This window comes from Burkholderia sp. Bp9015 (assembly GCF_003853505.1).
GTDB lineage: Bacteria > Pseudomonadota > Gammaproteobacteria > Burkholderiales > Burkholderiaceae > Burkholderia.
In genome coordinates this window covers 117,423-143,978 of record NZ_QTPZ01000021.1, presented here as the reverse complement: position 1 = coordinate 143,978, position 26,556 = coordinate 117,423, and the positions used below count along the sequence as shown (strand labels likewise).

The window sequence follows — 26,556 nt, the reverse complement described above, 5'->3', positions numbered from 1 at the left end:
CGATGGTTGGGGGTGCGTCGTTCAGAAACGCAACTGAAAACATTTTTCGATGTATTGCCGCCGTCGCAGTCCGGCCAAAAACGGTCAGTTACATTTTTCCCGAATCTGAGCGCTCTGCGTCGCCGGTAACTCTTTGGGTGTCGCACGAAGGACCGTCCCTCGAACAAGGTAGGGGGACGCTGAGACAAAGTAGCCTAGACTAGATCTCACGAGGGTTGATTTCAACAAATGTGACCAAATGACGACGTTGTGCAGCGACGCGTGGGGAGGCGGGAAAATGACATCGAGGCGTAAGTGTGCAGTCGTGTACCTTCTATTATTCGTTTTACTCTTTGTTGTTCCGTCGGTTGTCATGTCGGCACACTTGCCGGACGGTTTCGCATTTCTCAGCGCCGGTGTTTCGTTAGTAATATTTATCTTATGGGCGCTAACATTCTCGTGCCCCCGATGTGGAGATCCATTTTTATGGGAGATTCGTGGGCACTGGATAATCACTCGGCCATTTCCTCGTCGAACTTGTAGAGAGTGCGGACTTCCTACTAACGAACCGTTTGTAAGGAACAAGGGTCGCTAAAACCTGCTGCGGGAGCAAAACGCGGGCAGGTAATGCGCGAATCTCGCCTTCGGGTCGATCTGCGCCGGTCGCGCGTCACAGGGCGGCGGCCGGCCGCGTTCGGCCATGAGCGGTCGGTCGACGTCAACGTCTAGATCGTTGACAATGACCGTGCCGGTCCATCGATGGCCGGGCGCGGAAATTCAGATCGTACGTCTCAATTGCTGTCGAATGGGGACAATCAGATGAAACTCCAGGCCGGATATGATCAGACGTTTCAGCATGTGCGGCAAAATGCGCACGGCCTGGCGTACGATGTTGGGTTTCACGTATATCAGCGCAACGACGGAACATTCATATTCGGCTACGAAGTAGTGCAGGAGGAAACCGATTGTCGATTCGGAAATGGCGCTAGTAGGTTGGACTTCGAGGGCACGCGTGTAGAAGCGGAAGCGCATGTACGGGTATTACTAGAAAAGATGATCGATAACCTGACGGACGAGGGTGGGGAGAGAGTAACGCGAACAGGCGAACGTGCCGGTTATCGGATTGTCGAATGGAACGACGGGACTGACGGGGCTATCGAGGAGTTAGTTCTACGCTGTCCGGAATTAGTGCTCGGGCGACATGTTGCAATTGCAAGTTGTGACAGCGGCCCATATACACCGACCGATGAGGAATTCACGGTGGGATGGTCAAAATTCGGCGAACTCGCGGTCAGTCCATTAGTCAAGGCGGTATCGCAGCTTCCGATGCCAGGCTTTGATGAGTGGTATGTGTACGAGAGACTTATCAAGTTTGAACACCATTCAAATTTCGTGAATCGTTTAGGTTTTAGCCCGCTCAACGTCAATGACAAATACACCGAAGAATTCTGGAGACAGGTTGCCAAGTTGGAGCCTCTGCACGTGCTTGGATCGGGCACACCCGGTTTGTTCTTGGTCACGCGTGACGAATTGCTTTTCCAGGCAGCAGTTCGTGAAGTAAAGCTTTGAAGGCGACGAGGCACGCGTTGTTACACGGCAGCGCGCGTGCCGGCCAGCAGTAGATTAAAAGTGACGGCAATACGGAGAGGCGACTGTCTCTTATGGGCAGTCGAGGAACTACATCGGTGTCCGGTCTTGCGGTACGCGTAGGATGCAGAAAACTGGGAGCACTGAGTGAACGACGACATTGAGAACGAGGAGCCGTGGGACGCTGCTCTTGCACAGACGCTGCCTGGCCAGTTGGTGCTTGTTGGACTCGCGTACTTCGATGTCGATTCTGAGGCGCCATTCGAACAGCAGCAGTTGTTTGGGCGCGTGGTTTTCGCAGACCCTCGAGAAGGCATAGTTCTGTCCCTCCAAGGAAGAAGGGCTGGGGAGCGCTTCTGCCTCCCTCCTGATTTGCGGTCATTCCGCGAAGCGGCCCCAGGAGAGTATCGCCTTCGATCAACCGGCGAAGTTGTGGTGAACCCGGACTTCACAGTCACGTTCTCGATACGCAAGCAGCGCTAACACGAGGGCGCCTGATTACGGCCATCAACGGTCGGTCGACGTCAGCGTATTGATGGATGACAATTGGCGTGCATGTCTTGGTAACGACCCTCAGGGAGACGTGTGAGGTACTTACAGGGCGAACGCTGGCCGATGCCGAGCCGGAGTGGTACCGACCGGGCCGAAAAGAGGCGTTTCAGAGTGGCATCGAAACGGCGAAATTTTGGAGCTCGAGAAAATCATGGACCACCCTCTGTACAAACTACTCAAAAAATTAGACGAAAAGAGACTGTACTACTCCCTTTCGCGACATCGTAGCGACACGATACTGGTGTCGGTGACGCTTGTCGGAATGCGCGTTGAGGTCGACGTTTTTGATGACGGGCGAATGGATGTTTCCTGCTTTCGCGGCGATGAAAGTGTCGAAGGGTTTGAAGATCTAGCCTACGCGCTGATTGCAGAATACGGAGACTAATGCTGTTCGCGATGTTGTTGCCGACATCGAGCAGCAGCGTTGTTTCGAAACTGTCAACAATGCGAGTGTTACTTATGCAGCGAATGTCAACTTTCCGCAGGTGGTAGCGGCCGTTCAGGGTCGACAGCCGCCGTAGAGGCGAAGCTGCTCCAAGCGGTGGCATTGGGTCGGTAACTGCCAATCCGGAGAAGCTTGAGCGTAGGTCTTGGCACGGGTTGGGGCGATCAGACACGGCGCAGCTCCTACTGCACCAACAATCCCCTCACCGACTGTTCAATTTCCGCACACCGAATCGCAGGCACCCACCGACCCGCGCGGCCTCGCCGGGTGGGAATAAACCCGGATAGCCCCGCTTCTCCTCACCCGCCTACCCTCGCGCGCATGCTGGTCGGGCGGCGCAACGCCCGCTCCGGCCGATCGGAATTTCGTGAGGAGACTACATGGATAGCAGCAGCAACACCGCCTTGTTCGACGCCGACATCTGGCGCGGCAAGACCTTCACCGGCCGCTGGCAAGCGAGCCCGCACGCGTCCGACGTGATCGAACCCGCAACCGGCAACACACTCGGCCGCATCGGTCTCGCCGACTCCGCGGCCATCGCCGAAGCATCAGCCGCCGCGCATCGCGCGCAGCCCGCCTGGTTCGCCCTGCCCTACGACGAACGCGCGGCTGTGATGCGCCGCGCGGCGGCCGTCGCCGAAACGCACTTCGATGCGATCGTCGACTGGCTCGTGCGCGAAAGCGGCTCGACGCGCGCGAAGGCGTCGTTCGAAACCTCCGTCACGATCAAGGCACTGCACGAAGCAGCCGGGCTGCCGTCGCGCGCGGCCGGCGAAGTGCTGCCGTCGGCGGCCGGCCGGCTGTCGCTCGCGCGCCGCCGCCCGCGCGGCGTGGTCGGCGTGATCTCGCCGTTCAACTTCCCGCTGTACCTCGCGATGCGCGCGGTCGCACCGGCGCTCGCGCTCGGCAACGCGGTCGTGCTGAAACCCGATCCGCGCACGGCCGTGTGCGGCGGCGTCGCGCTCGCGCGCGTGTTCGAGCTGGCCGGCCTGCCCGAAGGCGTGCTGCACGTGCTGCCCGGCGACGGCGCGGCCGGTGCGGCGCTGGTCGCCGATCCGCACGTCGCGATGATCCAGTTCACCGGCTCCACCGCGGCCGGGCGCAAGGTCGGCGAAGCGGCGGGCCGCCACCTGAAGAAGGTGTCGCTCGAACTCGGCGGCAAGAACTCGCTGATGGTGCTCGACGACGCCGATCTCGATCGCGCCGTCGCCAACACCGCATGGGGCGCGTATCTGCATCAAGGCCAGATCTGCATGGCGACCGGCCGCGTGCTCGTGCAGCGCACGATTCACGACCGCTTCGTCGCGAAGCTCGTCGAGAAGGCACAAAGCCTGCGGGTCGGCGACCCCGCGACCGCGGACGTCGGCCTCGGCCCGCTGATCAACGCCGCGCAGCGCGATCATGCGGCGAGCGTGGTCGACGCGGCCCGTCGGGCCGGCGCACGCGTCGAGACGGGCGGCGGCCATCGCGACCTGTTCTTCGAGCCGACCGTGCTGAGCGGCGTCGCGCCGGGCAACCCGGCATTCGACGAGGAGATCTTCGGGCCGGTCGCGATCGTCGTGCCGTTCGATACGGACGAAGATGCGATCGCGCTCGCGAACCGGACAGAATACGGGCTGTCGATGGCGATCCTGTCCGCCGACGTCGGGCGCGCGCTCAGGATCGGCGAGCGCTTGAACACCGGGCTGCTGCACATCAACGACCAGACGGTCAACGACGAAGTGATCAACCCGTTCGGCGGCGTCGGCGCATCGGGCAACGGCTCGAGCATCGGCGGCAGCGCGAACTGGGAAGAATTCACGCAGTGGCAGTGGCTGACGATCAAGGGTGAAGCGCCGCTTTACCCGCTTTGACGAGGAGACCGATCATGTACACCGAAAACGATACGCGCGCCGTCACCGCGGCCGTCGCACGTGCCGCCGGCGCGCCCTTCTCGATCGAATCCGCCCGGATCCGCGCGCCGCGCGGCGACGAGGTGCTGGTGCGCGTCGTCGCGACAGGCCTGTGCCACACCGACCTGATCGTGCGCGACCAGTACTACCCGGTGCCGCTGCCGGCGGTGCTCGGTCATGAAGGCGCCGGCGTGGTCGAGGCGGTCGGCCCGAACGTGAAGACGCTCGCCGCGGGCGACCACGTCGTGCTCACCTACGGCGCATGCGGCCACTGCGCGTCGTGCGTCGGCGGTCACGGCGCATATTGCCGCCAGTTCTTCGGGTTGAACTTCGGCGGCGCCGACGCCGACGGACAGACCGCGATCCGCGACGCAGCCGGGCAACCGCTGCACGATCATTTCTTCGCGCAGTCGTCGTTCGCGAGCTACGCGCTCGCCCGCGAAAACAACGCGATCAAGGTGCCGACGCAGGCGCCGCTCGAACTGCTCGGGCCGCTCGGTTGCGGGATCCAGACCGGCGCGGGCGCGGTGATCAATTCGCTCGCGGTGCGCACGGGCAGCAGCTTCGCGAGCTTCGGCGCGGGCGCGGTCGGCATGAGCGCCGTCATGGCCGCGCGCGTCGCGGGCGCGACCACCATCATCGCCGTCGACATCGTGCCGTCGCGGCTCGCGCTGGCGCTGGAGCTCGGCGCGACGCACGCGATCAACAGCAAGGAAGTCGACGTCGTCGACGCGATCCGCGAGCTCACCGGCGGCGGCGTCGACTACGCGCTCGAGTCGACCGGACTGCCGGCCGTGCTGTCGCAAGGGATCGATGCGCTCGGCTCGCGCGGCACGATGGGCGTGGTCGGCGCGCCGAAGCTCGGCACCAGGGCCGAGTTCGACGTGAACAGCCTGCTGCTCGGCGGCCACACGATCCGCGGCATCGTCGAAGGCGACAGCGTGCCGCAGACGTTCATTCCGCAGCTCGTGCAGTTGTATCTGCAAGGACGGTTTCCGTTCGACCGGCTGGTGAAGTTCTATCCGCTCGACCAGATCAACCAGGCGGCGGAAGACAGCAGCAAAGGCATCACGCTCAAGCCGATCCTGCGTTTGCCGCATTGAGCGCGGGGGGGCCGCCGGCCATCGGTGGCCATCGGTGGCCATCGTGGCTATCGGGCTGCCATCGGCGGTGCCCCTGTCGGGAAAATACCGCGCTTCGGGCGCCGGGCTATATTACGCATTCGCGCGACACGCCGGGCCGCCACGCCCGGTCCCGGACACTCGCCCCCCAAATGGAGCGCAGCGTGAAGACGGCCCCCGAATCCCTTGCACGGCCGGTCGACCTCGACCGGCTCCGCGCCCGCTTCGCGGCGGGCGAGCCGCTGCCGGAAACGGCATTGCCGGCCAGCGTCGCGCGCTCGTGGCTGCGTTCGCGCGACGCCGGGCTCCGGCCGTGGCAAACCGCCCGCTACGAAATGCAGCGCGAGTTCGACGAACCGCGCGCGGACCGGCGGCTGCTGCGCTGCGTCGCGCAGGAGATCGAGCAGCTGTGGGCCGCGTTCGGCGGCAGCGAGTGGACGATCTTCTGCGTCAATCCGCGCGGCACGATCATCCATGCGCGGCGCAGCCCGCAATGCGACGACACGCTGCTGACGCCGATCGTCGCCGGCCGCCGGATCGTCGAACCGAACATCGGCACGACCGCACCGAGCTGCGTGATTCACGACGGCACGGAGGCCGTCGTTTCGGGCGCGCAGCACTATCTCGACGAGTTTTCGCGGGTGTTCTGTCTCGCGGTGCCGCTGGTCGGCTTCGACGGCGAAGTGATCGGCGCGCTCGACATCACCGGCATCGGCCGGCGCAATGTCGTGCAGCTGCGCGAGCAGTTCCGGCATGCGGCGCTGTCCGCCGAGCAGCGCCTGTATGCGATGCTGCGCGACTGCCATCTGCTGCAGGTGCAATACGATCCGCGCTGGCTCGGCACGCCGCTCGCCGGGGTCGTCGCGCTCGACGAAGCGGGCCGCGTGCGCGCGGTGAGCCGGCTCGCGCGCCAGATGCTCGACCTCGCGCCCGAAGGGCCGATCGCGCCGGTCGATCTCCGGCAACTGTTTCCCGGGGCGACGCCCGCGCAACAGCGCCGCCTGCTGACGCCGGCGCGCACGCCGCAACGGATCGCGCGGGACGATGGTAGCCACGTATGGGTGCGCACGGTGCGTGCGCCGCTCGATCGGGCGACGACGGCGCGCCACGCCGATGTGCTCGAAGAAGCCGCCGACGTGTGCAACGCGGCGCCGGCCGCCAGCCCTCAGGCGAGCCTGCACGAACAGTCGCTCGACGCGATCCGCCGGGCGCTCGGCGAGCACGACGGCAATGTGTCGGCGGCCGCGCGGCAGCTCGGTATTTCACGTACGACGCTTTATGCGAAGCTCAGGCAGCTCGATGCGGCGGGGCTCAGGACTGGCGGGCCGCATTGCGTAGACCAAAATGAAGTCGCCCCGTTTGCGAAGTGAAGATGTCACTCCGTCGGTCGTCGTTGACCAAGAAATGCGGAACCCTCGGGAATTCGTGAGGTTGCACGTCGCACATTAGAGCTGTCACTGAGCACGGCATCGCGAAGACGTGCGGACAGCGGGGACGCGGTTCGTGACTCACGGACTAGACTGCGGCGATCCCCGTGGTCGGAAACACCGTCGGTTCCTGGTCCTCGCCGGCGTCGTCCGGTCCGCGACACGCCGCGCCGCGCGCCTCCGTCGCGTCGTTATCAAAACTGCGCCGTCACCTGGAACCCGAGCGTAACCCGGGCCGTTGGAAAACCGGACGGCTTGTAGATCGGCGTTCCTGCGAACAGGTCGTAGCCGAACCCACCGAAGCGCGTCCCGACGCTGCCCTTGACGCCGATCACCGCGCCGGCAAGCTGCGTTCCGACTAGCGCGACCGGCTGCGGGCCCCACACGCGGCCATAGTCCAGCCCGGCGTAAATCGCTTGGCCCGTTTGGCCGATCGGCATTTGCAACTCGTTGCGCCAATACAGGCCACGTGCTGCCGCCAACATCGTTTCACCGTCGAAACCGCGCACCGTGTAGCGGCTACCGATGGTCAAGTCATCGATGTAATACAGCGTATTACCCGTGTACTGGCCGTGAATGCTCGTCACATAGCGGAACGGCTGCTTGGCGATCGCAAACGGCACCAACAGATTCGCATCCACCACCGCCATCTTGTAGCGGTAGGTCGGGCCACCACCGGCCGCGAGTATGTCATCCCGCGCGCCGAGGCCGCCGACACCCTGGCGATAAGCGAGCGTGCCGTCGAACTGCGCGCCATCGAAGTAGTGACGATCAGTCAGGCCGAATTCGATGACGGTTGTGTTGCGGCGTTGTTGCGTGATTTCCGTGTCTTCGATGAAGCTTTCGCCGAAGCGACGCGACAGGCGGACATACCCACCGAACACATCGTTCTGACTGCGCAGCAGCACGCGCGCCAACTTGAAATCCAGCGTCTTCGAATTGCCGCTCGCGACGAACGTCTGGTTCACGCCGGCAATCTGTTGATAGTAGGTGTTCGTGTACGCCGCAACCGTGGCGGTCCAGTAGCCCCACGGAATCGAATAGAAGCCGTTCCAGCCGTGCGACCCGAGGCGCTTGTCGCCGAATTCGAGGTCTTGACTGACGCCGACGTTGAACACGTCGTTCAGGCCAAGCGGGTTGTCGATGCCGATCGACAGATTGCCCTGCAGTCTGCCTGTTGCGCGTGTGCCTGAATTGTCGATCGATGCGACGACGGTCCACGGCTTGCCGCGCTTCACGTCCAGCACCACATCGCTTTCGCCAGGCTGGTCAGCGGGGACGATTTGCATCGACACGTCCTGACTGGTGACGCGCTTCATCTGCTCCAGACCTTGTTCGAGGTCGCGCAAGTTCAGCACTTCGCCGTCACCGGTTGGGAACGCGGTCTTCCACGTGCCGCGCAATTTCTCATCGGCGAAACGAACGTGCCGAATCATGCCCGGAATCAATGCGACCTTCAGCGTACCGGTTGCCAAATCCTGTTCCGGCAGCATTACGCGCGTCGTGATGTAACCGCGCGCCAAGATTTCCCGAGACAACGCCTTGACGATCGTATCGACGCCTTGCTTACCGACACACTGGCCCGCGTAGTGGCCGAGCCATTCACGCGCGAAGGCGAAGCGATCCATCGGCAGCGCGGACGCTCCGGCTGACTTCGCGGCATCGGGCAGTGAATCCGGCACGTCGAGCGCGAAGCGGTCGATACGGAAACACGGCTGTTCGCTCGGCAACGGCGGATACGTCTCGGCGCGCGGTACATCCGACCGGACGGAAGGGGTGCGCAACGCCGCGTCACGCTGCTGCGCGTCGCGTTGCTGCTGCGCTTGTCGATCCTGTTCCGCGTTCGCGCGGGCGGCGGCGGCCCGATCTTCGGGCGTCGGCGTTTGCTGTGCGTGGACCGCAACCGGTACGGCGAGTACAAGCGACACCGTCGCCAGTCGCGGTGGGATTCTATTCATACGCACGCACTAAAATAAATAAATTTATTAATCTTTAAGAAGATCGCTGTCTTCCCAAACGTCTTCATATTCCTCAGTAATTAAAAATCGCCAACCGGGTGGCAACCCCAAGTAAGGAATTACCAATGGCGCCCAATCTGAAAGGTGCAATGCATGAAGCGGCACAAAAAAATCCGGTGATTCTGAAAACTCTTCACCCGCCCAAATGTACCAGCCGCACGTCGTGCTATCCGGCTCAAGGCGAATCCCGTTCAAAGGACGGATTCCCTCTTTTACATTTCGCGATATGCCGACCTTTAGATTCATGTTGCAGCCGAAAAATGGAGCATTGAAGCGCTCGCACACTTCCCTTTGCGTTTCAGTTAGATTGCTCATTTCTTTCCGAATCCCACCGAAGGCGCGTGCGAACCGCCGCCGACAATCTGCGCATTCGCCCACATGGGTGTCGCGCCTGCCGAGACCAGTACAGCAAATGCCGCGTGACGCAACGCAAATCGCGCAAATCCACGCGACACACGCGCTACGGCAGGGCCTTCGCCCACGCCGACCTTGCCCGACGCGGTGGCGGTTTCTTCGACAGCAATCAGCATGCCGCGCACGCGGCTGAACACCAACCGATAGTTATTTTGGTTCATTGTTGTGGTCTACTCGAAAATCGCACACCCGCGTACAACCGATTATTTGATGACCACATCATCTCGCAGAACACAACCGCGCGTCTCGCACTGGCGAGTCAACAATTGTCAAACGCTTCGAAACGAGACTCAAATTTCGAATTTCAGACGTGACTGATTGATTTGCCGCTCGAGCCTCGCTGCTCGAGTTTCCACGATATATCCGACAGCTAACCTCCCCCGACCCATTACCGCAGCGTGGAAAGGATCTCAACGAAATCGATCTCTTCAGCGAGGCGCGCCACAACCGCGCGATTTTCCGCTCACGCATCGCAGCATCAGGGAACGCATGGAGGCAGATCGGCGTGCACGTGCGGCGCCACGCGAAATCACGCATGCCAAGCACGCGTGCGTGAAGTCGGACAACGATCGAGTTTGAGGCTGAAGGCGTCCAGCGAGCGCGCACCGCGCGGGCGCGGCGTCGTGACCGGCCGCATCGCGTGCCGGTAAACATCCTGTGCATTGACGCGCCTGCAGCGATCAGTGCAACGCGCCGGCGGCACGATCGCCGCCCCCGCCGGCCCAGCGGCGGCTACGCCAACGCCCGCCGCTCATGCAGCCGCAACGCGGCCCACGCAATCCCGGCCGAGAAGATCCCGACCACGCCGCCGAACGTGCCGATCCACGGCAGGCCGAAATCCCCGGCGATATGGTTGCCGAGCAACGCACCGGCACCGATCCCGACGTTGTACAGCCCGGAAAAGATCGACACCGCGAGATCGGTCGCCTCCGGCGCCAGCTTCAGCACCCACGCCTGCATCGCGAGCCCGAAGCAGACGATCGCCCCGCCCCACACCAGCGTGTGAACCGACAGCGTGACGATGTTCAGCGCGCTCGGGAACAGGATCAGCAGACAGGCCGACAGCGCGATGATCGACGCGAGCAAAAAATCGGCCGGCCGTTCCGGAAACACGCGATTGAAGCAGAGCGCGGCCGGCATGCCGGCCACGCCGAACAGGATCAGCACGTAGGTGATCCGGCTGCTGCTCGCATGATTGACGCTCTGCACGAACGGCTCGATGTACGTGTACGACGTGAAGTGCGCGGATACGACCAGCACGGTGATCGCATACAGCGCCACGAGCGCCGGCTTCCTGAGAAACGCGCCGATGCTGGAAAGCGATCCGGCGCCCTGGCTCGGCAGCACCGGCAGCGTCATGCGCAGCATCAGCAGCGCGACGGCCGCCGCGCCGCCGATCACGAGGAACGTCACACGCCAGCCGAGCGCCTCGCCGATCACGCGCCCGAGCGGAATGCCGGCGACCATCGCGATCGCCGTGCCCATCGCGAGCAGGCTGAGCGCGCGGCTTTTCCGGTCGCTCGGCGCGAGCCGCACGGCCAGCGGAACGGAGATCGACCAGAACACCGCGTGCGCGCACGCGATGCCGAGCCGGCCGATCATCAGCACCGTGAAATTCCACGCGACGCCGGTCACGACATGGCTGCCGACGAACACCAGCAGCGCGCAGCTCAGCAGCTTGCGACGCTCGACGTGGCGCGTGACGAACGTGAGCGGCAGCGACACGACGGCGACGGCCCATGCGTAGATCGTCAGCATCAGGCCGACGTCGGTCGGCGGCATCCGCAGGCTGTCGCCGATCGCGCTCAGCAGCGCGACGGGCACGAACTCGGTGGTATTGAAGATGAAGGCAGCAAGGGCCAGGGCCAGAACGCCCCACCACGACTGTTCGGAACTGACGGCGTCCGGGGTTGCCATACGGGAATTCGACGAAGGTTGGGGGCGCGGGCAGCCGGCCCGGCGCATCGGCGCGATTGTACCAGCGGCACATGACATGCCGCGGCGGGCCGCGCCGCCGGGACATGGCGATGACACGGCCGCGCGCCGATAATGCGTCGAAGGACATTTCACGGACGATTTGCCCGAACGTCATCGGGCCGGGAGATTCACATGCGCATTGAAACGTCGTTTCTGTTCGATCTCGACGGCACGCTCGTCGACAGCGTCTATCAGCACGTGCTCGCGTGGAAGGAAGCGCTCGATGCCGAAGGCATCGAACTGTCGGTATGGCGCATCCACCGCAAGATCGGGATGAGCGGCGGCCTGTTCCTGAACCAGCTGCTGCGCGAGACGGCCGGCGACATCGACGCCGAGCGCGTCGAGCGGCTCGCGCGGCTGCACGCGGCCGCGTACCAGCGGCTGCGCGCGCAGGTCCGGCCGCTGCCGGGCGCGCGCGAGCTGCTGGCCGCGCTGTCGAACGCGGGCATCCGCTGGGCGATCGCGACCAGCGGGCGGATGGAAACGGCCGCCATCAACCTCGAGGCGCTCGGCGTCGATCCGGCGAAGAACGTGGTCGTCACGCGCGACCAGGTCAAGTATGCGAAGCCGGATCCCGACCTGTTCCTGACGGCCGCGGCGAAGCTGAACGTGCCGATCGAGCACACGGTGGTGGTCGGCGACAGCATCTGGGACATGCTCGCCGCGAGCCGCTGCCGCGCGCTGGGCGTCGGGCTGCTGTCGGGCGGTTACGGCAGCGACGAGCTGGAACGCGCGGGGGCGCTGCGCGTGTACGACGATCCGGCGGATCTGCTGTGGCATCTCGACGAGATCGCGGCACGGCCATAGACCGTTCGCGTTAGCGGATCCGGTCGCGCGCGGCGTCGGCATGCAGTCACGAAAGCGCCGAGCCGCGCACCCGCGCCCTGTTGATCGAACCGGGTCGGTCGATTCGATTCGATTCGATTCGATTCGATTCGATTCGCACTGAATCAATCGTCATCGACCCGCTTGTCGATCAGATAACGCCCGCGCTCGACGCCCGCGCGCAGCGCCTCCTCCTGCGTCGACCATTCGGAGCCTGCCGGCTCCGGCACGATCAGCTCGATGCGGGCACCGTCGACATAGACCTGCACCTCGTCGTCCCACGCGCCGCGTGCGTTGCGCCGCGCCCATACGCGAATCTCGTGGCCGCGATACGGGTCGCGAACCTGTGCGTCCTGTTGATGTTGCATCCTGGCCTCCTGTACTTATCTGCGATGGCGATGCAAAAAATGCGCGCCGCATGGCCGCCGCGCGCGCCGTCGGCCCCGCGCGCACGCGCCGTGCCCGCTGTCGGCCGCCCCGGCACGTGTCTTGCGTTCGTGCCCGGTATCGAACCACTCCGGTCCGCCAGACAACAAAGGAGGCCGCGATGATCGGCCATATCGAACTCGTCGGACGCCTGCTGCTCGCCGCGCTGCTCGGCAGCGTGATCGGGCTCGAACGCGAACGGCTGAACTGGGCCGCCGGGTTGCGCACGCACATGCTGGTGTGCGTCGGCTCGGCCCTCGTGATGCTCGTCTCCACCTTCGGCTTCGAGGACGTGCGCGGACAATACGGCGTCGTGCTCGATCCGTCGCGGGTCGCGGCCCAGGTGGTCTCGGGCATCGGCTTTCTCGGCGCCGGGTCGATCCTGCTGCGCGGCGAGGTCGTGCGCGGGCTGACGACGGCCGCGAGCCTCTGGGCGGTGGCCGGCGTCGGCCTGGCCGCCGGCGGCGGCATGTACGTCGCGTCGATCGGCGCGACGGCGATCGTGCTCGCGATCCTGGCGGGCGTGAAGCCGCTCGAGCGCCGCTTCATCGCGCAGCGGCAGCAGCGCACGCTGCGGCTCGTCGTCGAGCGCGGCGGCCTGACGCTCGGCGTCCTGCACGACACGCTCGGCGCGGGCCGCGTGCGCGTGAAGCGGTTCATCGTCCAGCAGTCCGACGACGATCCGGACACCGACGACATCTCGATATCGTTCTCGCGCACGAGCGGCGCGGAATTTGCGGCGATCTGCGAATCCCTGCAAGGCATCGCCGGCGTGCGGACCTGCAGTCCCGACACCTCGTCAAGGAGTTTCGCGTGACCCAGACCGACCTGCTTTCCTATCTCGTGTCGAGCCAGCTGGCCGCGCGCATGCGCGGCGGCGCCTGGCTCACCACCAGCCAGGTGGTCGGCGCGCTGCGCGCGTGGCTCGCGTGCCATCACGCCGAATGCGGCTGGCTCGACCGGATCCGGATCGCGAATGCGTCCGCGACGATCGCGCAACACATCTACGACGTCGCGGCCGCGTACGGCGAACCCAAGCACGGCGAACGCGTCCGGCTCGACGCCGGTTCGCCGGAACTGCAGGCGCTGCGCGCACGTTGCGACGCGCTGCTGCAACGCATCGACGGCGGCCTGGACGTCGACACCCGATGATCGCGCCGGACCGCAAGCCGCGCGCCGCCGTCGCGACGGCGGGCCCCGACGATGCGGCAGCGGCCGCCTCGCGCACGGCCGAACCGGTGCGACACGGCCTGCTCGAATGCGGACGCAATTGCGACACGATCCGCAGCGCGGACCGCTTCGCGATGCTGGTGGACGGCGCCGCGTATTTCGCGACGCTGCGCGCCGCGCTGCGGCGGGCGCGCCATACGGTGTTCATCGTCGGCTGGGACGTCGACAGCCGGATGCGCCTCGCGCCGGCCGACGCCGCCGGCGACGGGCTGCCCGACACGCTCGGCGCGTTCCTGCACGCGCTCGCGGCCGCGCGCCACAACCTGCGCATCTACGTGCTCGCGTGGGACTTCGCGATGATCTACGCGCTGGAGCGCGACTGGCCGCCCGTCTATCGCGCCGCATGGCGCGCGCATCGCGGCATCCGGTTCCGCCTCGACGACACCCATCCGCGCGGCGCGTCGCATCACCAGAAACTCGTCGTGATCGACGACCGGCTCGCGTTCGTCGGCGGGCTCGACCTGACGCGCGAGCGCTGGGATACGCCCGCGCACGCGGCCGACGATCCGCGCCGCCGTGACGCCCGCGGCATGCCGTACGGCCCGTTTCACGACGTGCAGGCGATGTTCGACGGCGACGCGGCCGCCGCTATCGGCGAGCAGGCGCGCACGCGCTGGCGCAATGCATGCGGGCGTCCGATCGCGATCCGCGCGCAGCGCCATCTCGAGCGTGACGAAGACGTCGATCCGTGGCCGCCCGGCGCGCGCGTCGACGTGAGCCACGTGCGGCTCGGCATCGCGTACACGGCGCCGCGCCACCGCGACCGCGAGCCGGTACGACAGGTGCGCGCGCTCGTCGAGGACACGATTCGCGCCGCGCGGCGCCACCTGTACATCGAGAACCAGTATTTCACCGCGGCCGTGGTGCGCGAAACGTTGTCCGCGCGACTGGCCGACCCGCACGGGCCGGACGTGACGGTCGTGGCACCCCGCGTGCAGAGCGGCTGGCTGCAGGAAGCGACGATGGGCGTGCTGCGCGCGCGGCTGCACGACACGCTCAAGTCCGCCGACCGCTTCGGCCGCTACCGGCTGCTGTACCCGCACGTCGACGGCCTCGGCGACGCATGCGTGAACGTGCACAGCAAGATCGAGATCGTCGACGACGAATGCATCGTGATCGGCAGCGCGAACCTGAACAACCGGTCGATGGTGCTCGACACCGAATGCTGCATCGCGCTCGTCGCGGCGGGCGAGCCGCGCATCCGCGCCGCGATCGCCGGCCTGCGCGACCGCCTGCTGGCCGAACATCTCGGCACGCCGCCGGCCACGGTCGCCGCTGCGTTCGCGCAAGGAGACCGGCCGAACGCCGCGCTCGACCGGCTGCGCGCGAAACCGGGCCGCACGCTGCGCGTGCTCGACCCGGTCGTGACGCCGCAGCTCGACGCGTTGGTGCCGGTCAGCGCGCGGCTCGACCCCGAGCAGCCGATCGAGCCGGACCGGTTCGTCCGCGAATTCCTGCCGCGCGAGCAGCATCGCCCGCTGACCGCGCGCTTCCTCGCGCTCGGCGCGGCCGTGCTGCTGATCGCCGCGCTCGCGTTCGCGTGGCGCTTCTCGCCGCTCGGCAAGGCGCTGAACGTCGCGGCGCTCGCGCAGGCGGCGGCCCGCGCCGCGGCACTGCCGGGCGCGCCCGCCCTGCTGCTGGCCGGCTACGTGGTCGCGGCGACGCTGTCGGTGCCGATCACGCTGCTGATCGCCGCGACGGGGCTCGTGTTCGGCGCGTGGCCGGGCTTCGCTTACGCGGCCGTCGGCTCGCTGACGGCCGCCGCCGCGACCTACGGGATCGGCCGCTGGCTCGGGCGCGACGCGGTGCGCCGATTCGCCGGCGCACGCGCGAACCGGCTCAGCGAACACATCGGCCGGCGCGGCGTGGTCGCGATGGCCGTGCTGCGGCTGTTGCCGATCGCGCCGTTTACGATCGTGAACCTGGTCGCCGGCGCCTCGCACATCGGCCTGCGCGACTTCCTGGTCGGCACCGCGATCGGGATGCTGCCGGGCATCGTGTTGACGGTCACCTTCGCGCACCAGCTGACCGCCGCGTTCCGCCATCCGGGCCCCGGCGCATTCGCGTGGCTCGCGGCGATCGGCGTCGCGCTGGTCGGCGTGTCGGTGCTGCTCGTCAGGGTGCTGCGACGATGGTGCTGAGCCGACAGCCGGCCCCGCCGCCGGACATCGTCACGTCGGACGGCGCGCCCGCCGCCGCGCCGGGCGGACGCGACCTGCGCATCGCGACGTACAACATCCGCGGCGGCTACGGTGCGTGGCCCGCGCGCGCGGCCGATCGAATCGCGGCGGTGATCCACGAGCTCGACGCGGACGTGATCGCGCTGCAGGAAGTGCCGCTCGGCGGCACGCGCGCGCCCGACGTGCTCGCGCACCTGCGCGACGCGACCGGCATGCACGCGGTGGCCGGCCCGACCATCGACACGCCGGAGCGCCGCTACGGCAACGCGGTGCTGTCACGCTGCCCGATCCGCGCTGCGCGCACGCTCGACCTTTCGTTCCACCCGCGCGAGCCGCGCGGCGCGCTCGATGCGGACATCGACTGCGGCGCCGGCACGCTGCGCGTGGTCGCGACCCATCTCGGGCTGTCGGCGAACGAACGCAGCGCACAGGTGCAGCGGCTGCTCGCCGCTTTCGACACCGGTGCGATGCCGGTGATCCTGATGGGCGACATAAACGAATGGTTCGTGCGCGGCCGTGCGCTGCAGGCGCTGGTCACGCGATTCCGCCGCGCGCCGGCGCCGCGCACGTTCCCGACGCTGTACCCGGTGTTCTCGCTCGACCGCATCTGGATCCATCCGGGCGAGTTGCTGGTCGACGTGACCGTGCATCGCAGCATGCTGGCCCGGCGCGCGTCGGATCATTACCCGCTCGTCGCGCGCATGCGTGCGCGGTCCGCGCCCGGCACGCCGCCCGCGCGCGACGCGCACCACGCCGACGAAACCTGACGGAGCATGCCCATGCGAACCGACGAACTCGACGGAACGGCCCTCGACTACTGGTGCGCACGCGCACTGTGCGCGGACGACAAAGACACGCTGTACTTCACGGCCGTCGAGCCGCAGGTGATCGTGACCGCCGCGTGCGATGCGTTGCGGCGCCTCGACGCGCATTTCGCGCCGTCGGCATCGTGGGCCGACGCGGGGGCGGTACTCGATCGGGTCAGCGATCTGCGGATCGCGCGGCGCGGCGACGGCGTCGAATGCGACGCGTGCTTCATCGACGGCCCGTCGACCTGCGCGGCACGCGCGCCCGACGCGCGCACCGCGCTGCTGCGCGCGTTCGTGCGCGCGCGCTTCGGCGACGACGTCGATACCCCTCCGCCGTTTCCGCACCGGATCGAGCGCGGCGCGCCGGTGCGCTACGACCCCGGTGCGCCGCTTCCCGAAGCGGACGACGATCCGGCCACCGGCGACAGTTCGGACATTCGCTCGATTCCGCGCATGTGACGACACCGGCGGCCCACGCTGGGGCCATGCGCGCGATGCAGTGGCCCTCCCGCGTTCATGTAAAAAGGACAGGGCGCCGCCCCCGGCATCGCGCCCGAACGTTGCCGCGCCAGGCGCCGCGCCGCAGGCACGCGCGTTGCGGCGCACGACCGTTACCGTTCGCCGACGCCCGGACCCGCCATCCCATGAACGCCACCCCGCCCTTCGCTCCCCACCTCTACTTCTGCGACGCGCGCCTCGTCGGCCCGCTCGACGCGTGGCCCGACACGTTCGCGCACATCGCCGGCATGGGCTTCGATCACGTGCTGATCGGCGGCTTCTGGGCCGCCAGCGTCGCGGGTTTTCCGCGGCACGTCGCCGACTTCCACCGGCCGGCCGCGACGTTCGCGACGCGCGCCGGCGCGCTCGAAACCTTCTCGCGGCTCGCCCAGCTCGCGCACGGCCACGGGCTGCGCGTGCTGCTCGAAGTCGTGCCCGACCGCATCGCGCGCGACAATCCGCTGCGCGCCGAGCATCCGGACTGGTATGCCGAGCGCGCGCACGACGACGCGCTGATCGATCCGCGCTGCGGCGCGCATGAACTCGACGTCGCCCATGCGCGGGTCGGCGACGACGCGACGCACGACGCGCTCGCCGCGTGGTGGTGCGCGCATCTCGCCGCGTTCGCGGACGCCGGCGCGGCCGGCTTCCTGATCGACGCGCCGCATCACCTGCCGGCCGCGTGGTGGCCCGGCTGGCGCGCGGCGCTGCGTCGCGCACGCCCGGACGTCGCGGTGCTGGCCGGCGTGCCCGGCCATGCACGCGACGCGCTCGCGCAACTCGAGGCGGCCGGCTTCGACGCGGTGTTCTCGTCGGTACGCTGGTGGGACCTGCGCTCGCCGTGGTTTGCGGACGAGCACCGGCTGCTGCGCCGCATCGGCTCGCCGATCGCGTTTCCCGACGCCTTCGACGGCCCGCGTCTCGCCGACGACTGGCACGACGCGCCGGACGAGACGCTCGCCCGCGCGTACCACCGCGCGCTGTGGACCGCGGCGGCGCTCGGCACCGGCTGGCTCGTGCCGATGGGCTTCGAGCGCGGCGTCGCGCTGCCGCTGATGGTGCGCGATGCGGACGCCGCGCGCTATCGCGCCGCGTTCGACGTCGCGCGCTTCGACCTGTCCGGCGCGATTGCCGACGCGAATGCGTGGCGCCGCGCGACGCCGCTCGCGGCCGGGCGCGGCGAAATCGCGCAACTGAGCGCGCCCGGCGCGGCCGCGACCGCGCTGCTGCGCGGCACGGGCCCGTCCCTCGAGCACGACGACACGGCACTGCTGATCGCGCTGAATCCCGCTCTCGATGCCGACGCGCCGGTCGATCCCGCGACGATCCTGCCCGGTGTGCCGGGCGGCTTCACGCAGGTCGCGACACCGGCGGGCACGCGCACGCATGCACCGGTCGCGCTGGCCGCGTTCACGCTCGAACCCGGCGGCTACGCGCTGCTCGACGCGCGGCGCGCGCCGCCCGCGACCGCGCGCGCCGGCGCCGCGGACGAGCGCGCCGCGCTGTCCGCCGCGCTCGCGGCCGACCGGATCGCGATCGAACGCGTCGAGCCGGCGGTCGACGGCGGCCGCTTCGCGATCAAGCGCGTGATCGGCGAAACGCTGGTTGTGCACGCATCGATCTTCACCGACGGCCATGCGCATCTCGCGGCCGCGCTGCAGTGGCGCGCGGACGACGAAGACGACTGGCGCGAAGTGCCGTTCGTCGCGGAACCGAACGACCGCTGGCACGCGCGCATCGCGCTCGAGCGGCTCGGCCGCCACGCGTTCCGCGTGATCGCGTGGCGCGACGACTGGGCCTCGCTCGTCACCGACATCGCGAAGAAACGCGCGGCCGGCCAGGACGTGACGCTGGAGGTGAGCGAGGCGCAGCTGCTGCTCGCGACCGCGCTGAAGCGCGCCGCGCCGGACGGTCCGCACGCGGTCCGGCAGATGGAACGGCTGGCGGCCGACCTCGACGACGCGTCGCACGAACACCGTCTCGCACTGATCGGCGAACCCGCGCTCGCCGACGCCTACGCGGCGCTGCGCTACCGGCCGTTCGTCACGCACGACGATACCGTCTACCCGGTCGAGGTCGAGCGCCGCGCCGCACGCTTTTCCAGCTGGTACGAACTGTTTCCGCGCTCGGCGAGCAACGACCCGCACCGGCACGGCACGTTCGACGACGTGATCGCGCAACTGCCGCGCATTCGCGACATGGGCTTCGACGTGCTGTATTTCCCGCCGATCCATCCGATCGGCACGACCGCGCGCAAGGGCCGCAACAACACGCTGAAGGCCAGCCCCGACGACGTCGGCAGCCCGTACGCGATCGGCTCGCCGGACGGCGGCCACACGGCCGTGCATCCGCAGCTCGGCACGCTCGCGTCGTTCCGCGCGCTGATCGATGCGGCGCGCGCGCAGGGGCTCGAAATCGCGCTGGATTTCGCGATCCAGTGCTCGCCCGACCATCCGTGGCTCGCCGCCCATCCGGGCTGGTTCGCATGGCGCCCCGACGGCTCGCTGCGCTATGCGGAAAATCCGCCGAAGCGCTACCAGGACATCGTGAATCCCGACTTCTATGCGCCCGACGCGCTGCCCGACCTGTGGCTCGCGCTGCGCGACGTGGTGCTGTTCTGGGTCGAAGCCGGCGTGCGGATCTTCCGCGTCGACAACCCGCACACGAAGCCGCTGCCGTTCTGGGCGTGGATGATCGCGGACGTGCGCGGCAGGCATCCGGACGTCGTGTTCCTGTCGGAGGCGTTCACGCGGCCCGGGATGATGTACCGGCTCGCGAAGATCGGCTTCTCGCAGTCGTATACGTACTTCACGTGGCGCGAGACGAAGCACGAATTCATCGACTACCTGACCGAGCTGAGCGCCGGCCCCGCGCGCGAGTTCTTCCGGCCGAACTTCTTCGTGAACACGCCCGACATCAATCCGCGCCACCTGCAGAACGCGCCGCGCTCGCAGTTCGTGATCCGCGCGGCGCTCGCGGCGACGCTCGCCGGCTCGTGGGGCCTGTACTCGGGCTTCGAGATCGGCGAATCGGCACCGCTGCCCGACAGCGAGGAATACGCGGACGCGGAGAAATACGAGCTGCGCGCGCGCGACTGGGCCAAGGCCGCGCACATCGGCGGCGAAGTCGCGCGGCTGAACCGCGCGCGCCGCGAGCATCCGGCGCTGCAGACCCACCTCGGCCTCACGTTCGCCGACGCGGACAACGACCAGGTGCTCGTGTTCGTGAAGGCGACGCCCGCGCACGACAGCGTCGTCGCGGTCGCGATCAGCCTCGACCCGTGGCATCCGCAGGCCACGAACTTCATGCTCGATGCGTCGCTGTGGCGCGGCCTCGGGCTCGTCGACGGCGAACCGCTCGACGCGCTCGAACAGGACGCCGCGCGCGCCGAAACCTGGCGCGGGCATCGCCAGTACGTGTCGCTCGACCCGCACGTGCGGCCCTATGCGATCTGGCGGCTCGCGCCGTCTCCCGGCGCCGCGCGAGCGGCGGCGCCCGACCCGGGCGATGCCCGGGGCTCTTCCGGAGCACACGCATGATGAAACGCGAAGACTCCCTCGACGACGTGCGGCGCGCGCAGTTCCCGTCGCTCGCCCCGGCCGGCACGCCGCGCCGGCGCCGTGCGCGGCGCCGCGCACCCGCGCTCTGCGCGGACGACCCGCTGTGGTACAAGGACGCGATCATCTACCAGGTGCACGTGAAGTCGTTCTACGACTCGAACAACGACGGGATCGGCGATTTCCCCGGCCTGATCGCGAAGCTCGACTACATCGCCGAGCTCGGCGTCGATACCATCTGGCTGCTGCCGTTCTACCCGTCGCCGCGCCGCGACGACGGCTACGACATCGCCGACTACCGCGACGTGCATCCCGACTATGGCACGCTCGCCGACGTGCGGCGCTTCATCCGCGAAGCGCACGCACGCGGCATCCGCGTGATCGCCGAGCTCGTGATCAACCACACGTCGGACCAGCACCCGTGGTTCCAGCGCGCGCGGCGCGCGAAACCCGGCTCGATGCATCGCGACTACTACGTGTGGTCCGACACCGACACGAAATACGCGGGCACGCGGATCATCTTCCTCGATACCGAAACGTCGAACTGGACCCACGACCCGATCGCCGGCCAGTACTACTGGCACCGCTTCTACTCGCACCAGCCGGACCTGAACTTCGACAACCCGGCCGTGGTGCGCGAGGTGATCCAGGTGATGCGCTTCTGGCTCGATCTCGGCATCGACGGGTTGCGGCTCGACGCGGTGCCGTACCTGGTCGAGCGCGAAGGCACCAACAACGAGAACCTGCCCGAGACGCATGCGATCCTGAAGCGGATCCGCGCGACGATCGACGCCGAGTACCCGAACCGGATGCTGCTCGCGGAGGCGAACCAGTGGCCGGAAGACGTGCAGGAATACTTCGGCAACGAGGACGAATGCCACATGGCGTTCCACTTTCCGCTGATGCCGCGCATCTACATGTCGATCGCGAGCGAGGACCGCTTCCCGATCGTCGACATCATGCGGCAGACGCCGGCGCTCGCGCCGAGCAACCAGTGGGCCGTGTTCCTGCGCAATCACGACGAGCTGACGCTCGAGATGGTCACCGATTCGGAGCGCGACCTGCTGTGGCAGACCTATGCGAGCGACCGGCGCGCGCGGATCAATCTCGGCATCCGGCGCCGCCTCGCGCCGCTGATGGAGCGCGACCGGCGCCGCATCGAACTGATCAACTCGCTCCTGTTGTCGATGCCCGGCACGCCGGTGATCTACTACGGCGACGAGCTCGGGATGGGCGACAACATCCACCTCGGCGACCGCGACGGCGTGCGCACGCCGATGCAATGGTCGTCGGATCGCAACGGCGGCTTCTCGCGCGCGGACCCGGAACTGCTGGTGCTGCCGCCCGTGATGGGCTCGCTGTACGGCTACGACGCGATCAACGTGGAAGCCCAGACGCGCGACCCGCATTCGCTGCTGAACTGGACGCGCCGCATCCTGTCGACGCGCCGCGCGACGCAGTCGTTCGGGCGCGGCACGATCCGCTTCCTGCGCCCGGAGAACCGCAAGGTACTCGCCTACCTGCGCGAACTCGAAGGCCACGAGACGGTGCTGTGCGTCGCGAACCTGTCGCGCGCGTCGCAGGCCGTCGAACTCGACCTGTCCGAATTCGCGGGCCGCGTGCCGATCGAAATGACGTCGGATTCGCCGTTTCCGCCGGTCGGCCAGCTCCCGTATCTCCTCACCTTCCCGCCGTACGGGTTCCTGTGGTTCGTGCTGTCCGAGCATGGCCGCGAGCCGTCGTGGCGGCAGCCGCACGCGCAGCCGCTGCCCGAGTACGTGACGATCGTGATGCGGCGCGGCGACGCGCGGCCGGACGTCGGCCAGCTGCATGCGCTCGCGCACGATGCGCTCGCGTCGTGGCTCGCGCGGCGGCGCTGGTTCGCGTCGAAGGACCGCAAGATCGGCGACGCGTGGCTGAACGTCGTCACGCCGATGCCGGACGAGCCGTTCCAGTACGCGGAAGCATGGGTATCCGCGAGCGACGGCGGGGTCGAACGCTACGTCGTGCCGCTGGCCGCCGCCTGGGGCGGCGAGACGTCGCAGCCGCTGTTCGCGCAGCTCGCGCTCGCGCGCGTGCGGCGCGGCCATACCGTCGGTTACCTGACCGACGCGTTCGCGCTGCCGTCGTTCGCGCGCGGGATGCTGCGCAAGCTGCGCGACGGCGCGACGGTGCCGACTTCCGACGGCGGCCGCCTCGACTTCCTGCCCGAGCAGGCGCTCGCCGCGCTCGATCCCGGCGACGACGCCGAAGTGCGCTGGCTCGCGGCCGAGCAGAGCAACAGCTCGCTCGTGATCGGCGACGCGATCGTGCTGAAGCTGGTGCGCAAGGTCGCGCACGGGATCCATCCGGAAGCGGAGATGAGCCGCCACCTGACGCGGATCGGCTATGCGAACACCGCGACGCTCGCCGGCGAAGTCGTGCACGTCGATCCGGACGGCACGCCGCATACGGTCGCGATCCTGCAGCGTTACGTCGACAACCAGGGCGACGCGTGGACGCGTTCGTTCGACTTCCTGAGACGTGCGGTCGACGAGCTCGCGCTGCCGGCCGTCGACGAAGGCGACGCGACGGAGTCCGGCGAGGAACCGGACGCGCTGCTCGGCTACGCGGCGTTCGCGGGGATCGTCGGCACGCGGCTCGGTCAGTTGCACGTCGCGCTCGCGCAGCCGTCCGACGACCCGGCGTTCGCGCCGGAGCGCGCGACCCCGGCACACGTCGATCACTGGCGCAGCGATGCGATCGCGTCGTTCGAGCACGCGCTCGACGTGCTGGGCACGCGGCTCGATACGCTGGCCCCCGCCGAGCGGGCCGCGGCCGACACGCTGCTCGCGTCGCGCGACGCGGCCGTGCGGGCGCTCGGCGAACTGGTGCCGCGCACCCTCGACGCGCAATGCACGCGAATCCACGGCGATTTCCATCTCGGCCAGGTGCTCGACGTGCAGGGCGATGCGCTGCTGATCGACTTCGAGGGCGAGCCCGCGCGCCCGCTGGAGCGGCGCCGCGCGAAGTCGCATCCGCTGCGCGACGTGGCCGGCTTCCTGCGCTCGCTGTCGTACGTGAGCGCGGCCGCGCAGTTCGTGATCGAGAAGGCGCCGCCGCAGGCGGCCGGCCGCAAGCGCGCGCTGTTCGACCGCTTCGGGCAGGCCGCCGCCGACCGCTTCGTCGAATGCTATCGCGCGGCCGCCGAGCAGGCGCCCGAACGCTTCGTCGACCCGCGTTATGCCGATCGCCTGCTCGCGCTGTTCCTGATCGACAAGGCGTCGTACGAGCTGTGCTACGAAGCCGCGAACCGCCCCGACTGGCTCGGCGTGCCGGTCGGCGGGCTCGCCGCGCTCGTCGAACGCCTGCTCGACACGCACGGTGAACCCGACGACGGAGGCACCCGATGACCGACACGCTGTTCGACCGCCACGATATCGATGCGCTGCTCGCCGGGCGCCATCCGGACCCGTTCGCGTGCCTCGGCCCGCACCGGGATGCCGGGCGGATCGTCGTGCGCGCGCTGCTGCCCGGCGCGCGGCGCGTGCGCGCGGTGACGCCCGACGGCGACGAACTCGGCACGCTCGCGTGCGTCGACGAAGCCGGCTGCTTCGCCGGGACGATCGCGCGCGACGGCCACTACCGGCTCGCGATCGAGTGGCCCGATACGCGGCAGGTGACCGACGATGCGTATGCGTTCGGCACGCTGCTCGACGACGCGGCGCTCGCGCGGTTCGCGGCCGGCGACCCGGCCGCCGTGCTCGAGTGCCTCGGGGCGACGCCCATGCGCGTCGACGGCATCGACGGCGTGCGCTTCGCGGTATGGGCGCCGAACGCGCAGCGCGTGTCGGTGGTCGGCGACTTCAATACCTGGGATGGCCGCCGTCATCCGATGCGGCTGCGGCGCCCGTGGGGCGTGTGGGAACTGTTCGTGCCGGACATCGGCGCCGGCGAGCACTACAAGTACGAGCTGTGCGCGAGCGACGGCCGCGTGCTGCCGCACAAGGCCGATCCGTGCGCGCGCGCGACCGAAGCGCCGCCGCGCACTGCATCGGTCGTCGCCGACACGGCGGCGCTCGACGCGTTCGCATGGCATGACGACGGCTGGATCCACGCGCGGCCGCATCCGGAGCGCCGCTTTCGGGTGCCGTGGTCGATCTACGAGGTGCATCCGGAATCGTGGCAGCGCGTGCCCGAGGAAATGGACCGCAGTTCGACCTGGGACGAACTCGCCGAGCGGCTGATCCCGTACGTGCGCGGCATGGGCTTCACGCACGTCGAGTTCATGCCGATTTCCGAGTACCCGTTCGGCGGCTCGTGGGGCTACCAGCCGCTCGCGCAGTTCGCGCCGTCGGCGCGCTTCGGGCCGGTCGACGGCTTCGCGCGCTTCGTCGACCGCGCGCACGCGGCCGGCATCGGCGTGATCGTCGACTGGGTGCCCGCGCATTTCCCGAACGATCCGCACGGCCTCGCGCAGTTCGACGGCAGCGCGCTGTACGAGCACGCCGATCCGCGCGAGGGCATGCACCCCGACTGGAACACCTGCGTGTTCAACCTCGGGCGCAACGAGGTCGGCGCGTTCCTCGTCGCGTCGGCGCTCGCGTGGGCGGGCCGCTATCACGTCGACGGGATCCGCGTCGACGCGGTCGCGTCGATGCTGTACCGCGACTACTCGCGCAAGGAAGGCGAATGGGTGCCGAACATCCACGGCGGGCGCGAGAACCTCGAAGCGGTCGCGTTCCTGCGCACGCTGAACGACACGCTGCACGGTACGCTCGCGCCGCCCGGCATCGTCACCTTCGCGGAGGAATCGACCGCGTGGCCGGGCGTCACCGCGGCGACCGGCGACGGCGGGCTCGGCTTCGACTTCAAGTGGAACATGGGCTGGATGCACGACACGCTCGCGTATCTGCGCGAGGATCCGATCCATCGCCGCTATCACCACGACCGGATGACGTTCGGGCTCGTGTATGCGTTCTCCGAGCGCTTCGTGCTGCCGCTGTCGCACGACGAGGTCGTGCACGGCAAGGGTTCGCTCGCCGCGAAGATGCCCGGCGACGCGTGGCAGCGGCTCGCGACGCTGCGCGCGTACTTCGGTTTCATGTGGGCGCATCCGGGCAAGAAGCTGCTGTTCATGGGCAGCGAATTCGCACAATGGGCCGAGTTCGCGCACGACGCGACGCCGCACTGGGACCTGCTCGACGCGCCCGCGCATCGCGGCGTGCAGCGGCTCGTGCGCGACCTGAACCGCGCGTACGCGGCCGAACCGGCGCTGCATGCGCTCGATTGCCACGCGGCCGGGTTCGCGTGGCTGATCGGCGACGATCGCGACAACAGCGTGTTCGCGTTCGCGCGCCGCGACGACACCGGGCGTCTCGTCGTCGCGGTCTGCAACTTCACGCCGGTGCCGCGTGCCGGCTATCGCGTCGGGTTGCCAGCGCCCGGGCAGTGGCGTGAACTGATGAACACCGATGCCGCCGTGTACGGCGGCACGAATGCCGGCAACGACGGCACCGTGTCGACGGAGGCGATCCCCGCGCACGGCGAGTCGTGGTCGGCCACCTTGCGCCTGCCGCCGCTCGCGACGCTGTGGCTGAGCCCGGCCTGACACCCGGCGCCCTCGACACGGAGACGATC

General features: G+C 68.0%; 20 protein-coding genes. 15 read left to right on the top strand and 5 right to left on the bottom strand.

All coding sequences use genetic code 11. From position 1 onward, the window contains the following. The first annotated feature begins 798 nt into the window (after nucleotides 1–798). From DIE12_RS38710 to DIE12_RS22520, 6 genes are all read left to right on the top strand, one after another. On the top strand, nucleotides 799–1,548 hold the full coding sequence (locus DIE12_RS38710; RefSeq protein WP_260427874.1) for a hypothetical protein: 750 nt from the start codon (nucleotides 799–801) through the stop codon (nucleotides 1,546–1,548). A 165-nt stretch (nucleotides 1,549–1,713) separates the two neighbouring features. Continuing rightward, nucleotides 1,714–2,049: a hypothetical protein gene (locus tag DIE12_RS22540; RefSeq protein ID WP_124521773.1), complete on the top strand. Its 336-nt coding sequence runs from the start codon at nucleotides 1,714–1,716 to the stop codon at nucleotides 2,047–2,049. Nucleotides 2,050–2,269: 220 nt separating this feature from the next. After that, nucleotides 2,270–2,503 (top strand): hypothetical protein, encoded by a 234-nt coding sequence (locus DIE12_RS22535; protein WP_124451731.1) that lies wholly within the window; start codon nucleotides 2,270–2,272, stop codon nucleotides 2,501–2,503. A 440-nt stretch (nucleotides 2,504–2,943) separates the two neighbouring features. Then, nucleotides 2,944–4,416, top strand: coding sequence for a benzaldehyde dehydrogenase (locus DIE12_RS22530; protein WP_124521771.1), 1,473 nt, complete (start codon nucleotides 2,944–2,946; stop codon nucleotides 4,414–4,416). Between the two features lie 14 nt (nucleotides 4,417–4,430). Continuing rightward, the gene (locus DIE12_RS22525; protein ID WP_124521769.1) at nucleotides 4,431–5,558 is read left to right on the top strand and encodes an NAD(P)-dependent alcohol dehydrogenase; all 1,128 of its coding nucleotides are present in this window, start codon (nucleotides 4,431–4,433) and stop codon (nucleotides 5,556–5,558) included. Between the two features lie 182 nt (nucleotides 5,559–5,740). Next, nucleotides 5,741–6,946 (top strand): helix-turn-helix domain-containing protein, encoded by a 1,206-nt coding sequence (locus tag DIE12_RS22520; RefSeq protein ID WP_260427873.1) that lies wholly within the window; start codon nucleotides 5,741–5,743, stop codon nucleotides 6,944–6,946. Nucleotides 6,947–7,197: 251 nt separating this feature from the next. Here DIE12_RS22520 and DIE12_RS22515 read toward each other — a convergent pair whose 3' ends face one another. The 4 genes from DIE12_RS22515 to DIE12_RS22500 form a co-directional block, all read right to left on the bottom strand. After that, nucleotides 7,198–8,961 (bottom strand): ShlB/FhaC/HecB family hemolysin secretion/activation protein, encoded by a 1,764-nt coding sequence (locus DIE12_RS22515; RefSeq protein WP_124521843.1) that lies wholly within the window; start codon nucleotides 8,959–8,961, stop codon nucleotides 7,198–7,200. Nucleotides 8,962–8,988: 27 nt separating this feature from the next. Beyond that, nucleotides 8,989–9,336 carry a hypothetical protein gene (locus DIE12_RS22510; RefSeq protein WP_124521763.1) on the bottom strand — a complete coding sequence of 116 codons (348 nt, stop codon included), beginning with the start codon at nucleotides 9,334–9,336 and terminating at the stop codon, nucleotides 8,989–8,991. Further along, nucleotides 9,333–9,596, bottom strand: coding sequence for an ESPR-type extended signal peptide-containing protein (locus tag DIE12_RS22505; RefSeq protein ID WP_124521761.1), 264 nt, complete (start codon nucleotides 9,594–9,596; stop codon nucleotides 9,333–9,335). The genes DIE12_RS22510 and DIE12_RS22505 overlap by 4 nt, the downstream gene beginning before the upstream one ends. 571 nt (nucleotides 9,597–10,167) lie before the next feature. Next, nucleotides 10,168–11,352, bottom strand: a complete 1,185-nt coding sequence (locus DIE12_RS22500; protein WP_044843420.1) for a sugar transporter — start codon at nucleotides 11,350–11,352, stop codon at nucleotides 10,168–10,170. Between the two features lie 192 nt (nucleotides 11,353–11,544). Between DIE12_RS22500 and DIE12_RS22495 the strand changes: the two genes are divergently transcribed. Then, nucleotides 11,545–12,219 (top strand): HAD family hydrolase, encoded by a 675-nt coding sequence (locus tag DIE12_RS22495; protein WP_044843419.1) that lies wholly within the window; start codon nucleotides 11,545–11,547, stop codon nucleotides 12,217–12,219. A 143-nt stretch (nucleotides 12,220–12,362) separates the two neighbouring features. On the opposite strand, the gene DIE12_RS22490 is transcribed toward DIE12_RS22495, so the two are convergent. Beyond that, the gene (locus DIE12_RS22490; protein WP_124521841.1) at nucleotides 12,363–12,605 is read right to left on the bottom strand and encodes a DUF6566 family protein; all 243 of its coding nucleotides are present in this window, start codon (nucleotides 12,603–12,605) and stop codon (nucleotides 12,363–12,365) included. Between the two features lie 179 nt (nucleotides 12,606–12,784). Here DIE12_RS22490 and DIE12_RS22485 point away from each other — a divergent pair, with 179 nt between their 5' ends. The 8 genes from DIE12_RS22485 (at nucleotide 12,785) to glgB (ending at nucleotide 26,527) form a co-directional block, all read left to right on the top strand. Further along, the gene (locus DIE12_RS22485; RefSeq protein ID WP_044843417.1) at nucleotides 12,785–13,480 is read left to right on the top strand and encodes an MgtC/SapB family protein; all 696 of its coding nucleotides are present in this window, start codon (nucleotides 12,785–12,787) and stop codon (nucleotides 13,478–13,480) included. After that, nucleotides 13,477–13,815 (top strand): hypothetical protein, encoded by a 339-nt coding sequence (locus DIE12_RS22480; RefSeq protein WP_124521757.1) that lies wholly within the window; start codon nucleotides 13,477–13,479, stop codon nucleotides 13,813–13,815. The genes DIE12_RS22485 and DIE12_RS22480 overlap by 4 nt, the downstream gene beginning before the upstream one ends. Beyond that, nucleotides 13,812–16,034 carry a VTT domain-containing protein gene (locus DIE12_RS22475; protein WP_124521839.1) on the top strand — a complete coding sequence of 741 codons (2,223 nt, stop codon included), beginning with the start codon at nucleotides 13,812–13,814 and terminating at the stop codon, nucleotides 16,032–16,034. Before DIE12_RS22480 ends, DIE12_RS22475 begins: the two co-directional genes overlap by 4 nt. After that, on the top strand, nucleotides 16,025–16,840 hold the full coding sequence (locus DIE12_RS22470) for an endonuclease/exonuclease/phosphatase family protein (protein ID WP_124521753.1): 816 nt from the start codon (nucleotides 16,025–16,027) through the stop codon (nucleotides 16,838–16,840). Before DIE12_RS22475 ends, DIE12_RS22470 begins: the two co-directional genes overlap by 10 nt. A gap of 12 nt (nucleotides 16,841–16,852) precedes the next feature. Then, a complete protein-coding gene (locus DIE12_RS22465) occupies nucleotides 16,853–17,341 on the top strand; it encodes a phage protein NinX family protein (protein WP_124521751.1) in 489 nt (162 codons plus the stop codon). A 185-nt stretch (nucleotides 17,342–17,526) separates the two neighbouring features. Beyond that, on the top strand, nucleotides 17,527–20,919 hold the full coding sequence (locus DIE12_RS22460; RefSeq protein ID WP_124521838.1) for an alpha-1,4-glucan--maltose-1-phosphate maltosyltransferase: 3,393 nt from the start codon (nucleotides 17,527–17,529) through the stop codon (nucleotides 20,917–20,919). Beyond that, nucleotides 20,919–24,329 (top strand): maltose alpha-D-glucosyltransferase, encoded by a 3,411-nt coding sequence (treS, locus tag DIE12_RS22455; protein WP_124521782.1) that lies wholly within the window; start codon nucleotides 20,919–20,921, stop codon nucleotides 24,327–24,329. The genes DIE12_RS22460 and treS overlap by 1 nt, the downstream gene beginning before the upstream one ends. Further along, nucleotides 24,326–26,527, top strand: coding sequence for a 1,4-alpha-glucan branching protein GlgB (gene glgB, locus DIE12_RS22450; protein ID WP_124521836.1), 2,202 nt, complete (start codon nucleotides 24,326–24,328; stop codon nucleotides 26,525–26,527). The genes treS and glgB overlap by 4 nt, the downstream gene beginning before the upstream one ends. Nucleotides 26,528–26,556 lie beyond the last annotated feature (29 nt).

What these genes read in the sequence shown, in the direction of transcription:
- DIE12_RS22500 (WP_044843420.1), bottom strand. Translation starts at nt 11,352, where the DNA reads ATGGCAACCCCGGACGCCGTCAGTTCCGAACAGTCGTGGTGGGGCGTT.
- DIE12_RS22490 (WP_124521841.1), bottom strand. Translation starts at nt 12,605, where the DNA reads ATGCAACATCAACAGGACGCACAGGTTCGCGACCCGTATCGCGGCCAC.
- DIE12_RS22505 (WP_124521761.1), bottom strand. Translation starts at nt 9,596, where the DNA reads ATGAACCAAAATAACTATCGGTTGGTGTTCAGCCGCGTGCGCGGCATG.
- DIE12_RS22495 (WP_044843419.1), top strand. Translation starts at nt 11,545, where the DNA reads ATGCGCATTGAAACGTCGTTTCTGTTCGATCTCGACGGCACGCTCGTC.
- DIE12_RS22485 (WP_044843417.1), top strand. Translation starts at nt 12,785, where the DNA reads ATGATCGGCCATATCGAACTCGTCGGACGCCTGCTGCTCGCCGCGCTG.
- DIE12_RS22460 (WP_124521838.1), top strand. Translation starts at nt 17,527, where the DNA reads ATGAACGCCACCCCGCCCTTCGCTCCCCACCTCTACTTCTGCGACGCG.
- DIE12_RS22470 (WP_124521753.1), top strand. Translation starts at nt 16,025, where the DNA reads ATGGTGCTGAGCCGACAGCCGGCCCCGCCGCCGGACATCGTCACGTCG.
- DIE12_RS22510 (WP_124521763.1), bottom strand. Translation starts at nt 9,336, where the DNA reads ATGAGCAATCTAACTGAAACGCAAAGGGAAGTGTGCGAGCGCTTCAAT.
- DIE12_RS22475 (WP_124521839.1), top strand. Translation starts at nt 13,812, where the DNA reads ATGATCGCGCCGGACCGCAAGCCGCGCGCCGCCGTCGCGACGGCGGGC.
- DIE12_RS22530 (WP_124521771.1), top strand. Translation starts at nt 2,944, where the DNA reads ATGGATAGCAGCAGCAACACCGCCTTGTTCGACGCCGACATCTGGCGC.
- treS (WP_124521782.1), top strand. Translation starts at nt 20,919, where the DNA reads ATGAAACGCGAAGACTCCCTCGACGACGTGCGGCGCGCGCAGTTCCCG.
- DIE12_RS38710 (WP_260427874.1), top strand. Translation starts at nt 799, where the DNA reads ATGAAACTCCAGGCCGGATATGATCAGACGTTTCAGCATGTGCGGCAA.
- DIE12_RS22515 (WP_124521843.1), bottom strand. Translation starts at nt 8,961, where the DNA reads ATGAATAGAATCCCACCGCGACTGGCGACGGTGTCGCTTGTACTCGCC.
- glgB (WP_124521836.1), top strand. Translation starts at nt 24,326, where the DNA reads ATGACCGACACGCTGTTCGACCGCCACGATATCGATGCGCTGCTCGCC.
- DIE12_RS22525 (WP_124521769.1), top strand. Translation starts at nt 4,431, where the DNA reads ATGTACACCGAAAACGATACGCGCGCCGTCACCGCGGCCGTCGCACGT.
- DIE12_RS22465 (WP_124521751.1), top strand. Translation starts at nt 16,853, where the DNA reads ATGCGAACCGACGAACTCGACGGAACGGCCCTCGACTACTGGTGCGCA.
- DIE12_RS22535 (WP_124451731.1), top strand. Translation starts at nt 2,270, where the DNA reads ATGGACCACCCTCTGTACAAACTACTCAAAAAATTAGACGAAAAGAGA.